General features: G+C 62.4%; 12 protein-coding genes and 1 other RNA gene. 3 read left to right on the top strand and 10 right to left on the bottom strand.

From position 1 onward, the window contains the following. Position 1: 1 nt before the first annotated feature. The 10 genes from murD to HB375_RS07250 all read right to left on the bottom strand — a co-directional run bounded on the left by murD (position 2) and on the right by HB375_RS07250 (position 10566). Entirely contained in the window at positions 2-1396 is a 1395-nt protein-coding gene (murD, locus tag HB375_RS07295) for a UDP-N-acetylmuramoyl-L-alanine--D-glutamate ligase (protein WP_167672303.1), read from the bottom strand. A 4-nt stretch (positions 1397-1400) separates the two neighbouring features. After that, on the bottom strand, positions 1401-2486 hold the full coding sequence (mraY, locus tag HB375_RS07290; protein ID WP_167672302.1) for a phospho-N-acetylmuramoyl-pentapeptide-transferase: 1086 nt from the start codon (positions 2484-2486) through the stop codon (positions 1401-1403). 3 nt (positions 2487-2489) lie between these two features. Continuing rightward, complete coding sequence (locus tag HB375_RS07285) at positions 2490-3923, bottom strand: UDP-N-acetylmuramoylalanyl-D-glutamyl-2,6-diaminopimelate--D-alanyl-D-alanine ligase (protein ID WP_167672301.1); 1434 nt, start codon at positions 3921-3923, stop codon at positions 2490-2492. Then, entirely contained in the window at positions 3920-5383 is a 1464-nt protein-coding gene (locus HB375_RS07280) for a UDP-N-acetylmuramoyl-L-alanyl-D-glutamate--2,6-diaminopimelate ligase (RefSeq protein WP_167672300.1), read from the bottom strand. The genes HB375_RS07285 and HB375_RS07280 overlap by 4 nt, the downstream gene beginning before the upstream one ends. Further along, a complete protein-coding gene (locus HB375_RS07275; RefSeq protein WP_425515165.1) occupies positions 5383-7146 on the bottom strand; it encodes a peptidoglycan D,D-transpeptidase FtsI family protein in 1764 nt (587 codons plus the stop codon). Before HB375_RS07275 ends, HB375_RS07280 begins: the two co-directional genes overlap by 1 nt. A 5-nt stretch (positions 7147-7151) precedes the next feature. Next, a complete protein-coding gene (gene ftsL, locus HB375_RS07270) occupies positions 7152-7529 on the bottom strand; it encodes a cell division protein FtsL (RefSeq protein ID WP_167672299.1) in 378 nt (125 codons plus the stop codon). Beyond that, positions 7526-8575 carry a 16S rRNA (cytosine(1402)-N(4))-methyltransferase RsmH gene (gene rsmH, locus HB375_RS07265; protein WP_167672298.1) on the bottom strand — a complete coding sequence of 350 codons (1050 nt, stop codon included), beginning with the start codon at positions 8573-8575 and terminating at the stop codon, positions 7526-7528. Before rsmH ends, ftsL begins: the two co-directional genes overlap by 4 nt. After that, positions 8572-9069: a division/cell wall cluster transcriptional repressor MraZ gene (mraZ, locus tag HB375_RS07260; protein ID WP_167672297.1), complete on the bottom strand. Its 498-nt coding sequence runs from the start codon at positions 9067-9069 to the stop codon at positions 8572-8574. The genes rsmH and mraZ overlap by 4 nt, the downstream gene beginning before the upstream one ends. Positions 9070-9380: 311 nt before the next feature. Continuing rightward, positions 9381-9770: RNase P RNA component class A (gene rnpB, locus HB375_RS07255), an RNA gene on the bottom strand. Positions 9771-9816: 46 nt separating this feature from the next. After that, the gene (locus tag HB375_RS07250; protein ID WP_167672296.1) at positions 9817-10566 is read right to left on the bottom strand and encodes a lytic transglycosylase domain-containing protein; all 750 of its coding nucleotides are present in this window, start codon (positions 10564-10566) and stop codon (positions 9817-9819) included. A 321-nt stretch (positions 10567-10887) separates the two neighbouring features. Between HB375_RS07250 and HB375_RS07245 the strand changes: the two genes are divergently transcribed. The 3 genes from HB375_RS07245 (at position 10888) to HB375_RS07235 (ending at position 12760) form a co-directional block, all read left to right on the top strand. Beyond that, positions 10888-11166: a hypothetical protein gene (locus HB375_RS07245; protein WP_167672295.1), complete on the top strand. Its 279-nt coding sequence runs from the start codon at positions 10888-10890 to the stop codon at positions 11164-11166. An 87-nt stretch (positions 11167-11253) separates the two neighbouring features. Then, positions 11254-11979 (top strand): TerB family tellurite resistance protein, encoded by a 726-nt coding sequence (locus tag HB375_RS07240; RefSeq protein WP_167672294.1) that lies wholly within the window; start codon positions 11254-11256, stop codon positions 11977-11979. Between the two features lie 7 nt (positions 11980-11986). Continuing rightward, on the top strand, positions 11987-12760 hold the full coding sequence (locus tag HB375_RS07235) for an N-acetylmuramoyl-L-alanine amidase (protein WP_167672293.1): 774 nt from the start codon (positions 11987-11989) through the stop codon (positions 12758-12760). The last annotated feature ends 50 nt before the right edge of the window (positions 12761-12810 follow it).

Here is a 12810-nt window from a genome sequence, read left to right as displayed (position 1 = left end):
GTCAGGCTCCCTTGGTGAGGTCGATGCCGGGCAACGCGCGGACGAGATTGCGGAAGTGATCTCCGCGCACCTCGAAATTCGGAAACTGATCGTATGACGCGCAGGCGGGCGAGAGCAGGACCACGGACGGACTGCCGAGCGCCGCCGCATCACCGGCCGCCTGTTGAACTGCGTTTTCGAGCGTGTTGCTGCGAACGAACGCGACCAAGCCATCGAGGGTCTCGGCGAATTCATCCGATGCCGCGCCGATCAGGTAGGCTTTACGGATCTTCGGGAAATAGGGCTTCAAGGGAGCGATGCCGCCTTCCTTCGCCTTCCCGCCAAGAATCCAGAGGATGTTGTCGAAGGATTTGAGCGCCTTCTCGGTGGAGTCGGCGTTGGTGGCTTTGGAGTCGTTGATGAACAGCGTCTCACGGAGGCGACCGATTTCCTCCATGCGGTGTGGCAATCCGGGGAAGGAGCGCAGACCGGCTCTGATGTCTTCCTCTGGGACACTCAACGCCAACGCGATAGCCACAGCCGCCGCCGCATTCTGCGCATTGTGTCCGCCACGAAGGGAGCCGATACCGGTAAGGTCGGCCACTGAGGCTGAGCCAGACGCCGACAACCGAACGATCGTCTCGCCATGTGCCGACACGCTGTTTCCGCCTGTCGGCTCGGCAGACACCCGAATGACCTCAGTGCCGCTCTCCGCGCAACGTGCGGCAACGGACGAGGTCCAATCGTCATCGACGCCGAGGATGGCGACGCGAGCTTTCGCCACCAGCCTTTCCTTGATAGCCGCGTAGGTCTCCATCGTCCCATGCCGGTCGAGATGATCCGGCGTGATGTTGAGGAGAACGCCGATGGTGGGCGCAAGCGACGGCGCGAGGTCGATTTGGAAGGACGAGCATTCGATGACGTGAATGCGGTTCTCGGCAGGCGGTTCGAGCGACAGGATCGCGGTGCCGATATTTCCGCCCATCTGCGCGTCGTGACCTGCTTCGCGCAGGATATGAGCGATGAGCGCGGTCGTGGTGGATTTGCCGTTGGTGCCCGTGATCGCAACGAAGGGTGCATTCGGTGCGACCTTGGCCCGCTCACGGCAGAAAAGTTCGATATCGCCGATGATCTCGACGCCTGCCGCCTTCGCGAGTTTGACCGACCAGTGCGGCTCCGGATGCGTCAAGGGAACGCCGGGCGAGAGGATGAACGAGGAAAAGCGCGACCAGTCGGCGCTTTTCAAATCCGCCGTCTCGATGCCTTTGGAATTGGCTTCCGCCATCTTCGCCGGGTTGTCGTCGCACGCGATCACATGCGCGCCGCCTGCTTTGAGGGCGAGCGCGGTCACGAGCCCCGACCCGCCAAGGCCGAAGAGCGCGACCGTCTTACCCGAAAAGCTGGTGACCGGCGTCATGACATCACCGCAGCTTGAGGGTCGCGAGGCCGACGAGGGCCAACACCACGGAGATGATCCAGAAGCGGATCACCACCTGCGGCTCCGTCCAGCCGAGCTGTTCGAAGTGATGGTGGATCGGCGCCATCTTGAACACGCGCTTGCCCGTGAGCTTGAACGACGTGACCTGAATGATGACGGAGAGAATCTCCAGCACGAACAGGCCGCCGACGATAGCGAGAACGATCTCGTGCTTCGTCGCGACCGCAATGGTGCCGAGAAGGCCGCCGAGGGCGAGCGATCCGGTATCACCCATGAAGATCTGGGCGGGGGGCGCATTGAACCACAGGAAGCCGAGGCCCGCCCCGATCAGCGCGCCACAGACGACCGCGAGTTCACCGGTTCCGGGCACGAAATGGATTTGCAGGTAGTTCGCGAAGACCGCGTTACCGGCAAGATAGGCGATGAAGCCGAAGGTGCCGGCCGCAATCATCACCGGCACAATGGCAAGGCCGTCGAGACCGTCCGTGATGTTGACCGCATTGCCCGCACCGACAACCACGAAGGCGCCGAAGATCAGGTAGAACCAGCCGAGATTGAAGATCAATTCCTTCGAGAAGGGCAATGCCAGCTTGTTGGCGAGGCCGGGCGTGCCGAGATAGGAAATCGCCAGACACGCGAGCCCCGCAATCACCGCCTCGAGAGCGAGGCGCGAGCGGCCGGAAAAGCCCTTGTGCGACTGCTTCGTGACTTTCAAAAAGTCGTCGTAGAACCCGATGGCGCCGAAACCGATCGTGACGAAAAGCACGATCCACACATAGTGGTTCGCCAAGTTCGCCCACAGCAGCGTCGAAGCCAACACGCCCGCCATGATCATGAGCCCGCCCATGGTCGGCGTGCCGCGCTTGGTTTGGAGGTGCGATTTCGGCCCGTCCTCGCGGATCGGTTGGCCCTTACCCTGGCGAAGCCGTAGCAGCGAAATCATCTTGGGGCCGAACAGAAACACGAAGAGCAGTGCCGTCGCCGTGGCGCCGCCCGTGCGGAACGTGATGTACCGAAAAATATTGAGAGGGCTGAAATAGGGGCTGAGATCAGCCAACCAGGTCAACATCGATCATCCTTTCAGCGCTTGCGCCGCGGAGCTTGCGCCGTAACGTTCTTTCAGAGCCTTGACAACCAGGGCCATCTTCATGCTGAGCGAGCCCTTCACCATCACCGCATCGCCGGGGCGAATGGCGGCGCAGACGGCATCGACCAGATCGGCCGAAGTCGGGGCGTGAGCGGCAATTTTCGCTTTTGGCAGCCGGTCGATCAGATTCTGCATCAGAGGTCCAGCGGCAAACAGCAGGTCGATGCCATTGGCCTCGACCGCGTCCGCCAAGCCCTCGTGTAGTTCAGGACCTTTTTCTCCCAGTTCCTTCATGTCGCCGAGAACGGCGATGCGCCGCCCTGCTCCCGCCAGCTCCACAGCGCCAAGATTGTTCAGCGCCGCGCGGACCGAGGCCGGGTTGGCGTTGTAGCTTTCATCGATCAGAAGCGCTTCACCCGCGCCGACCGAAAGCATGGTCCGCTCGCCGCGTCCGACCGGCGGCTTCAATTCGGTAAAGGATTGCGCGACTGAAAGCGGATCGACGCCCAGCGCATGCGCTGCCGCGAGTACGCTGAGTGAGTTGAGCGCGATGTGCCGCCCTGCCGTACCGATACGATAGGTGAGCGGTTCACCGAAGATGCGCGCTTCGACGAGTGAAAAATCGGGCCTTACGAGGATACGCTCGGCCCGGATATGCGCCGCCTCGCTTTCGCCGAAGCTCACGACGCGACCGGCCTTCGAGGCCATGGCATGCGCGGCCATGCGTTCGAAATAGGGGCTGTCGCGGTTGATCACCGCCGTGCCGCCGGGCTCAAGACCGGAGAAAATCTCGCCCTTCGCGTCCGCAATGCCCCAGAGCGAGGGGAAAAACTCGATGTGAACCGGCTCGACGGTGGTGATGACAGCCACATGCGGGCGGACCATGGCCGTCAGCGGCAGGATTTCTCCCGCATGGTTCATGCCAATTTCAAAGATGCCGAACTCGGTTTCGCGCGGCATACGCGCCAGGGTGAGCGGAACGCCCCAATGGTTGTTGTAGGACGCGACAGAAGCGTGCGTCGAACCCTGCCGCGACAGCGCGAGGCGCATGGCCTCCTTCGTGCCGGTCTTGCCGACGGAGCCGGTAATGGCGACCACTTTGGCATGGCTGCGTTTGCGCGCCGCGATGCCGAGACGGCGCATGGCGTCCAGAACGTCGGGCACGATGATGAGCCGGTCCTGCTCCTTAAAGCTGGGAGCTTTCGCCTCGGAGACGACGGCGGCAGCAGCGCCCTTCTCCAGCGCAGCGGGCACGAAATCGTGCCCGTCATGCACGTCGCCCTTGATAGAGAAGTAAAGATCGCCCGCGTTGAGCGTACGCGTGTCGATGGACGCACCGGAGGCTTGCGTGACTCCACTGCCGATCCGCGCATCGGTGGCGGCCAAAATCTCATCGATGGTCCACAACGGGGTGCTCATGCCTGCCTCTCCGCGATAGCCGCCCGCACCTCGTCGTGATCCGAGAACGGCAACGTCCGGTCGCCGATGATTTGGCCCGTTTCATGGCCTTTGCCCGCAACCACGAGAATATCGCCAGGACGCAAGTCCTTGACCGCCGTGCGGATCGCCAGAGAGCGATCGCCGATCTCCTTGGCGCCGGGCGCTCCCTTCATGACCTCCGCGCGGATGGTAGCCGGATCTTCGGAGCGAGGATTATCGTCCGTGACGATCACCACGTCCGCCTTCTCGACTGCGATGCGCCCCATGAGCGGACGCTTGCCGCGATCCCTGTCGCCGCCGCAACCGACGATGCAGACGAGGCGGCCCTTCGTGAAAGGCCTGAGCGCATCGAGCACATGCGCGAGCGCGTCCGGCTTGTGCGCGTAGTCGACGATGCAGAGCGCGCCATCGATCTCGCCGACCCGCTCCAGACGGCCCGAGACGCCCTTGAGCCCGGCAAAGCCTGCGATGACTTCCGCCGCCCTCTCCTCTCCTTCGGCGGCGAGCACGAGCCCGGCGGCCAGGAGTGCATTCTCAACCTGGAACGTGCCGAGAAGCGGAAGGGTCGTGTGATGCGTCTTGCCGAAGGCCTCAACGGTCAACGCCTGCCCGAAGCCGCCAGGCTTCGCTTCAATCAGCTTGAGCGTCTCGCCCGCGCTCCCGGTCGTCATCATCCTCAAGCCGCGATTGCGCACGCCCTGTAAGAAGACATCGGAAAACGGACCGTCCGCGTTGATGACCGCAGGTGCATCGGCAGGGAGAAGCGTATCGAAGAGGCGCAGCTTTGCCGCCGCATAGGCTTCTGTCGTGCCGTGATAATCAAGATGGTCGCGGCCGAGATTGGTGAAGCCCGCTGCGCTCAGACGCACACCGTCGAGCCGCCGCTGGTCGATGCCGTGGGAAGACGCTTCCATCGCCAGCCGACGCACGCCGTCACCTGCCAAACGGTCCAGCGTCTCGTGCAACGAAATTGGGTCCGGCGTCGTCAGCGAGCCATAGGCTGCGCCATCCGACGTGATGACGCCGAGCGTTCCGAGGCTCGCGGATTTGTATCCCAACACCGCAAAGAGCTGGCGCGTGAAATCCGCAACCGAGCTTTTTCCGCTCGTGCCGGTGACGGCCACAACCTTTTCAGGCTGGCGAGGATAGAAGCGCGAAGCCGCCATCGCGAGGGCGAGGCGCACGTCCAGCACGCGAACATAAGCGACGTTCGCCGTGAGGTTGGTGGGGCGCTCCGCTTCCCCTACAACCGCGACCGCGCCGGAAGCGACGGCCTGCGGCACGAAACTCATGCCATCGACCTTCGTGCCCGGCACCGCGAAGAAAACCGTGCCCGGACCGACCTTGCGGCTGTCCGATGCAATCTTCGCGATGATGACAGCAGAAGCCTGACCGGCTTCCGGCAGAAGATCGCCGAGAGGAATCATGCGGGCACTCATTACTTGATCCCCCACGCATTGAGGCGCGACATCAGCGGGAACGGCATGACCGGCGGCTCGAAGCGCGGCGGCACACCGAGGATCGGCGCGATCCGCTCGATGATGTTCCCGGTGACAGGACCGGCATTCCAGCCCGCCGTCGAGAATCCATAAGTGCCTTCCACCGCCTGCGGCTCGTCCATGATCGTCAAAAACACATACTTCGGCTTGTCTGCGGGCAGGATCGCCGTGAACGTCGTAAAATTCTTGTTCTTCGAATAACGCCCGTTGATGACTTTTTCCGCCGTGCCGGTCTTGCCGCCGACGAAATAACCCGCAATGGCGACCGCCGAGGCCGATCCAGCAGGATTCGAGGCGTTGAGGCGCATCACATAGCGCATCGCTTCGCTGGTCTCGGGCTTGAGAACCTGCAGCGCGTTCTGTCGTGCGGTGACCTCATCCCGCTTCAGGAAGGTCGGCGGAATGAGGGCGCCACCGTTCACGAGAGCACCCACCGCCATCAACGCCTGAAGCGGCGCGACCGCAAGGCCGTGACCGAAAGCGATGGTCATGGTGTTGAGTTCGCCCCAGCGCGGCGGAACGATGGGCGCGGCGTTTTCAGGGAGCTCGGTTTCCAGGCGCGTGAGCTGCCCCATCTTGCGCAGGAAAGCCTTGTGTCCCTCGACGCCGATGCCGAGCGCCATGCGAGCCGTGCCGATATTCGAGGAATGGATGAACACCTCCGGCACAGTGAGAACGCGGTGCGTCGCGTGGTAATCGCCGATGGTGAACTTGCCATAGCGCAGACCGGAGCGCGCATCCAAGGTCGAGTTGATGGTGTACTTGCCGGAGTCGAGCGCCATCGCAGTCGTCAGCGCCTTGAAGGTCGAGCCCATCTCGAACACGCCGACATTGATGCGATTGATGCGGTCGGGCTCCAGCGCATCGACCGGGTTGTTCGGATCGTAGTCCGGCAGCGAGGCAAGTGCGATGATCTCGCCTGTGTTCACGTCCATGATCGCGCCGGCGGTCGCCTTGGCTTTGTACTTCGCCATGCCCTTGGCCAGCTCGTCGCGCAGCGCGTGTTGCACGCGTAGGTCGAGGGAGAGCTGCACCGGCTTCAAGTCGGACGCCGAAATGCTGAAGCCTGCGCCGTTGAGATCCTGCAGGCCTTGGCTATCGATGTATTTCTCCATGCCCGCGATGCCGACATTGTCGACATTGGCGAAACCCAGCACGTGGGCTGCGGCGTTGGCATTGGGATAGACGCGCTTGTTCTCGGGCAGGAAGCCGATGCCTGGAATGCCGAGGCGATGCACCTCCGCCTGCTGGCGCGGCGTGATCTCGCGCTTGACCCACACGAAGCCCTTCTTGGTGCCGAGCTTGTTGCGCAGGTCGGTGGCGTCGAGATCCGGCAGGACGGCGGTGAGAAGCTCCGTCGCCTCGTCCTTGTCGATGATGTTGCGCGGTTCCGCAAAGACAGACACCATCTTCACGTCGGTCGCGAGAATCTCGCCGTTGCGGTCGGTGATGTCGGGACGGGCTGCCGAGATTTCCGACGAAGCGGCCCGGCGCATGGCGCTCGAATTGTCGCTCGTCATCGCCAGGAAAACCAGCCTACCGCCGATGACGCCGAAGAGCATCACGAAGCAGAACGCTGCAAGACCGACGCGCGCCGTGCTCTTGTCCACGCGCAGGCGAAACAGCTCGCGGATATGACCGAGGATACCCCGCTTTGGCGGAGCAGACTTGGCCAGGAGGTCGGGATCGGTCTCTTGCAACACGGGTTTTACCGTTTCGGGGTTTGTGTTGTCGGAGTGCGGGCGTCGGTTGTCTTGTCTTTCGGCGTTGCCGTCGGCTCGAGCAAACGGCCGATTTCGTCGTCGCGGACGGGGCGGTTGGGAAGCTCGGACAAGCGGGCCAATTGCTGGATCTTCATGGGCTGAAGATCGAGATGCTGATTGACGGCATCCTGCAAGCGATCAGGACGGTCGAGATATTGCCACTCGGCCTGGAGCACGGCGATGGCATCGCGCTCGCGCTGCACCTTCGCCTTCAACTTCGCCACCTGCTCGACGTGCGACAACGTCTCATACTTGATCGAATAGGCATAACCCGCCGACGCGATGAGCGCGGAGATGGCGACCATATGCAGAAATCGGATCACCGGCGCCCTCCCCGTTTCTCGGCCGTCTGCGGCAATTCAGCCAGCATAGTAATGGCGCTCAACGGCTCCTGCGCGGGCGCAGTCGTGCGCGCACCGGCCCGGAGTTTCGCCGAGCGTGCACGTGGATTGCGCGCGATTTCTTGATCGCTCGGCCCCACCGGCCCCTTGGTGATGGCGTCGAAGGTCGGCTCCACCACATTCATGGTCGGCAGATGGCGCGAACCGCTCGGCGCGCGCCCCGTACGGGCCGCGAAGAACTGTTTTACGATGCGGTCTTCAAGCGAATGGAAGGTGACGACGACCAGCCGTCCGCCGGGCTTGAGAATGCGTTCCGCCGAGTGAAGTGCACGAACCAGTTCGCCAAGTTCGTCATTGACCGCGATGCGCAGCCCCTGAAACACCCGCGTCGCCGGATGAATGCCGCCGGGCTCCTGCCGGATCAGCGAAGCGACGAGATCCGCAAGCTGGCGCGTCGTCTCGAAAGGCTCACGGCGGCGCGCCTCGATGATGGCGCGAGCCACGAACCGGGCGCGGCGCTCCTCGCCGTAATGATAGAAAATGTCCGCAAGCTCGGCTTCCGAGGCCTCATTGACGAGATCCGCCGCGCTCGGACCCGACTGCTCCATGCGCATGTCGAGCGGGCCTTCGCCGCGGAACGAGAAGCCGCGCTCGGCTTCGTCGAGCTGCATCGAGGACACGCCGATGTCGAGCACGACACCGTCGACGCTCTCCACCCCTTGCGCCTTCGTGATCTCGTCGAGGTCGCCGAACCGCCCATGCACGAGCGTCAGGCGCTTCTTGACCTTCGCGACCAAGGCCTCGCCGCCCGCAATGGCATCGGGATCGCGGTCAATGGCGACTACCGAGTTGCGGGGATGTCCGTCGAGAATGGCGCGCGTGTATCCGCCCGCGCCGAATGTACCATCAATGAAAGTGCCGCCGCGCTTCACATCGAGCGCCGTCAGGACCTCTGCCAGGAGGACGGGAACGTGACGGGTCGGTCCGCCAGCGGCTCCGGCTCCTGGGCCGTCGCCGCGTCCCATCATCGTTCCCGTGCTCCTGGTGAGATATCCTGCACCAAACGTTGTTCCATATTCCGCGTTCCCAAAACCTTCTTCAGGTCTCTGACCTTCGTGCGCGCCTCCTCCAAGTGCGCACGGAAACTCTCGGGCTCCCAAATCTGGAACTTGTGACCCAGCCCCACGAACGTAACCGCGTCCGCAATGCCGGCATGGACTTTCACTGAATCCGTCAGGATGACACGCCCTTCCGGATCGACTTTGAGGATTTCGCTGGTGCCGAACAACGCCGTCGACAGCTGATCCCGCTCGTCCGAATAGGGTGACAGCGTCGACAAAAACGCATCGATCTCGTTCAGAAGCACGTTGCCGCCCGCGTCCAGAGCCGGCGCGTCGAGCGCCGGATGCACGTAGAGCCCCTCGAACCCATCCGTGGCCAGAATGGCCCGGAAAGACGCCGGGATCGAAACCCGACCTTTCGAGTCCAACTTGTTGGTGAAATTGGACACGAAGCGGTTCATCGGCCGCGGCTCGCTCGCTTCTGCTTGTCAGCCCCGCGGCGGATCGAACGGATCCACCGCCCCCCGGCGCCGGCATGAACGCTACTTTCCGCTCAGAGAGACCTGCGCCAACCGGGCGCCCGATGTCCCCTTGGGAAGAAACCGCCGACGGGATGATTTGGGATAACATGGGATACTATGGGCGTCAACGGAAACGATTGAGTCGGCAGGCTTTTCGGCATTCGACCCCATCAGACGTGTTTACGGTTAATGAATCGTAAGCGGCACAACGGTTTGCGCCTTCCTCTCCACAAAACTCGCGTCGAAATTGAGGTGTCAGTCGGCCTATAAGCCGGGTTCTGTAGGGCCCAGGCTTGCGCCTGGACGTGGCGGCCATTCCTCTGGGACGGTCATTGCTGACCGCCTCAAGCAACCAACCCGGACGACGGGCCTGGAAACGGGCCTGGCGCGAACGCCTGTCGTCCCTATTCGGTTTTGCTCCCGGTGGGGTTTACCTTGCCGTCCGCATTACTGCGTCCGCGGTGCGCTCTTACCGCACCCTTTCACCCTTGCCCCGAGGTCCGAAGACCTGATGGGGCGGTTTGCTTTCTGTGGCACTTTCCCTGGGGTCGCCCCCGCCGGACGTTATCCGGCACCGTACTTCCATGGAGCCCGGACTTTCCTCCCCGAGCGAAACTCGGAGCGGCCGCCCAGCCGACTGACAATGCCGATGTGGTGCGAAAGGCCCACCCTCGTCAAGGCGCAAGGTTAGCTCGAGGCCCCGATCAACGTCTTCACCTTGCCGCAATAGGTGCGGGACGCCCTGGTCATCGTCTCGGCCCGATGCCCCGCCTGATAGCGCAGGATGGTGCCGCAGGTGTCGCCGCGGGCAAGTTTGTAGGCCTGGGCGAGATATTTGACGCCATAACGCAGGTTGGTCTCGGCATCGAAAAGACCGGCGGCTCCGCCCTGGTAGCCGAGGGATTGTGCGGTACGGACATTGATCTGGGTCAGGCCGACATTCACGCCGTTGCGCGCAACCGGGTTGTAGCGGCTTTCGATACGGACGACGGCATCGACCAGCGCGAACGGCACGCCGTTCTCGGACGCATGGCGCGCGATCATCGGGCGGATCGTGTCGGCCCGCGTGACGTCCACCGGCTTCAGCCGGAGACGTGCATCGCTTTGACCGGACAAGATGGCCGAGGTCACCTCGATACTTGGAATGTTGTCCTGCCCGGCCTCAGCACTTGCGGTTTCCGACACGGCCGCGTCGGCGGAGGCCTCTTCACGAGCCGGGGCCGCCGGCTTGGCACCCTGCTCTACCGGGGTTTTCACGGCGGCCTTCGCGGGCTTCTTCGCAGGACTCTTGTCCTCCGCTTCTTGAGCGGGAGCCGCATTTTGAGAAGCTTCGATCTCGGAATTGCCGGGGGGCAGAATGCCATTGCCCTCGCCGCTTTCAGCCTTGGCTTGAGACACAAGTGAAAGTGCAATTGCGCCCAAAATTGCGACCGCCATCGTTCTCAAAAAATGCTGCAAAGTCACTCAAAACCTCGGTAGCCAATAATTTCAGACGAAGCTTGGGTGCTGTCGAAATAGGGCAAAGATGTGGCGAGGAAAGACACAATGATTCTGAACGGATCGTTAAGCTAGACCATTTAGGACTGAAAGCTCGGCCGTTTTACTGGAAAAATCTTGAGAGACAAGCCTGAACGAGTTTTCTACAGCTCAGTTCAATTATGAGGAACGGATTCAGGCTTTGCGAGTTGGCCTGGGTGTTAAGCTAAGGTTAAGTAGGGCTCGGGCAGGCTACGGCCCACTAAGTACAGGGAAGCTTCCATGAAAAAGATCATCACAGCGATTGCCGCCGGCGCGCTCACCCTTTCGATGGCGGCCTGCAACACCCCCGGCGAACGCGCCGTCGGCGGCGCAGCCATTGGCGGCCTTGCCGGTGCAGCGATTGGTGGTGCGGCCACGGGCCGTGCGGGTGGCGCTCTTGCCGGCGCTGCGATTGGCGCTGCGGGCGGTGCGATCATTGGCGCGGGCACTGCTCCGGCTCGCCCGGCCTGCCCCTATGGCACTTATCAGGACGTCTACGGCAACATCTATTGCCGTTAATTGACGCTCCAACATCACGTTTTGGGGGCCGAGATTCGTCTCGGCCCCCTTTCTTTTTGCCTGGAGTTGAGCGACCACTGAATCACGATGATTCAATCGATTTGGGGTAAGCTCGGTGGTGCCGGCATCGGCCTGGCGCTGGGTGGGCCGATTGGCGCACTGCTTGGCGGTGTCGCAGGACATATGTTGATCGACCGTGAGGGCGCGATTTTCGGTCGGCCGCCACGCGACGTCATCTTCACCACGGGATTGGTGGCTTTGGCCGCCAAGATGGCGAAAGCCGATGGCGTCGTGGTGGATCGCGAGATCAGAGCATTCGAACAGATTATTGAAGTCTCCCCCAGCGACCGCGAGCGCGTGCAGCGTCTCTTCGACCTCGCCAACAAAACGACCGATGGTTTCGAGGCTTATGCCCGCCAGATCGGCGCCGAATTCAAGGATGAACCCGCCCTGCTCGAAGACGTTCTCGACGGGCTGTTTCACATCGCAAAGGCTGACGGCGCGATCCACGACGCAGAATACGCCTACGTCAAGGACGTAGCGGCGATCTTCGGTTTTTCCGACACAGAGTTCGAGCGCGTCGCGGCGCGACATGTCCGGCGCGCGGACGATCCTTATCTCATTCTCAAGGCCGACCGCTCTTTCAGCGACGAAGAATTGAAGCGGCATTACCGCAAGCTCGTTGCGGAAAACCATCCCGACCGCGAAATCGCGCGAGGCTTGCCACCAGAGGCGGTGAAGATCGCGACCGAGCGATTGGCCATCATCAACGCTGCCTGGGAACGCCTCGCGGCCGAACGGAAGATCAGGTGACTTGAAAATGAACGCTCCGCTCTCCCCGGAAAGTCCCGTTGCCGCGAAGGTTTTTCCTTCGCCCAACCATGGCGAGAGGAAGAACGGCCAGCGTCCGAACATGGTTGTGCTGCACTATACCGGCATGCCGGATGAGGGCGAGGCGCTGCAATGGCTTTGCAACCCGGTCTCGCAAGTCTCTGCGCATTATTTCGTTTTCAGTGACGGCCGCGTCCTTCAACTCGTACCCGAGTCACGTCGCGCGTGGCACGCGGGCGCCTCCTCTTGGGAGGGGGAGACGGACATCAATTCGTGCTCCATCGGCATCGAGATCGCGAATGCCGGCCACCCGGGCGGCCTGCCCGCCTATCCCGACGTACAGATGCAGAGCGTCATTGCGCTGACAAAAGACATCGTCACCCGCTGGCGGATTCCAGCGACGCGGGTGCTCGGCCATTCGGATGTCGCGCCGGGCCGCAAAGTCGATCCGGGTGAGGTTTTTCCGTGGGGCCGACTGCATGAGGCGGGGATCGGCCATTGGGTGCCCGCAGCACCGATGAGCGACGGACGCTTCTTCTCGCGCGGCGATGAGGGCATGCCCATCGAGGCACTTCAGGCGATGCTCGCCATGTATGGCTATGGCGTGAAGATCACCGGCGTGTTCGACGAAATCACGGAAAAGGTCGTCTCGGCCTTCCAGCGCCACTTCCGCCCCGAGCGGGTGGACGGGGTTGCCGACGCCTCGACCATCACCACTCTGCGCAACCTGATCGCCAAACGGCCTGCCAGCGTTGCCGCATGACAAAGAGTTAACTCGAATTCCAAAGAGATTTCGGTCAAACTCGCGAAAAA

Origin of the sequence: Microvirga terricola (assembly GCF_011777495.1) — a bacterium.
Lineage (GTDB): Bacteria > Pseudomonadota > Alphaproteobacteria > Rhizobiales > Beijerinckiaceae > Microvirga > Microvirga terricola.
The sequence above is the reverse complement of the archived record's forward strand: the minus strand, read 5'-3'. Positions and strand labels throughout refer to the sequence as shown.

Bases quoted from the DNA above. Each gene is read 5' to 3' on its own strand.
- murD (WP_167672303.1), bottom strand. From the start codon at position 1,396: ATGACGCCGGTCACCAGCTTTTCGGGTAAGACGGTCGCGCTCTTCGGC.
- mraY (WP_167672302.1), bottom strand. From the start codon at position 2,486: ATGTTGACCTGGTTGGCTGATCTCAGCCCCTATTTCAGCCCTCTCAAT.
- HB375_RS07285 (WP_167672301.1), bottom strand. From the start codon at position 3,923: ATGAGCACCCCGTTGTGGACCATCGATGAGATTTTGGCCGCCACCGAT.
- HB375_RS07280 (WP_167672300.1), bottom strand. From the start codon at position 5,383: ATGAGTGCCCGCATGATTCCTCTCGGCGATCTTCTGCCGGAAGCCGGT.
- rsmH (WP_167672298.1), bottom strand. From the start codon at position 8,575: ATGATGGGACGCGGCGACGGCCCAGGAGCCGGAGCCGCTGGCGGACCG.
- mraZ (WP_167672297.1), bottom strand. From the start codon at position 9,069: ATGAACCGCTTCGTGTCCAATTTCACCAACAAGTTGGACTCGAAAGGT.
- HB375_RS07250 (WP_167672296.1), bottom strand. From the start codon at position 10,566: ATGGCGGTCGCAATTTTGGGCGCAATTGCACTTTCACTTGTGTCTCAA.
- HB375_RS07245 (WP_167672295.1), top strand. From the start codon at position 10,888: ATGAAAAAGATCATCACAGCGATTGCCGCCGGCGCGCTCACCCTTTCG.
- HB375_RS07240 (WP_167672294.1), top strand. From the start codon at position 11,254: ATGATTCAATCGATTTGGGGTAAGCTCGGTGGTGCCGGCATCGGCCTG.
- HB375_RS07235 (WP_167672293.1), top strand. From the start codon at position 11,987: ATGAACGCTCCGCTCTCCCCGGAAAGTCCCGTTGCCGCGAAGGTTTTT.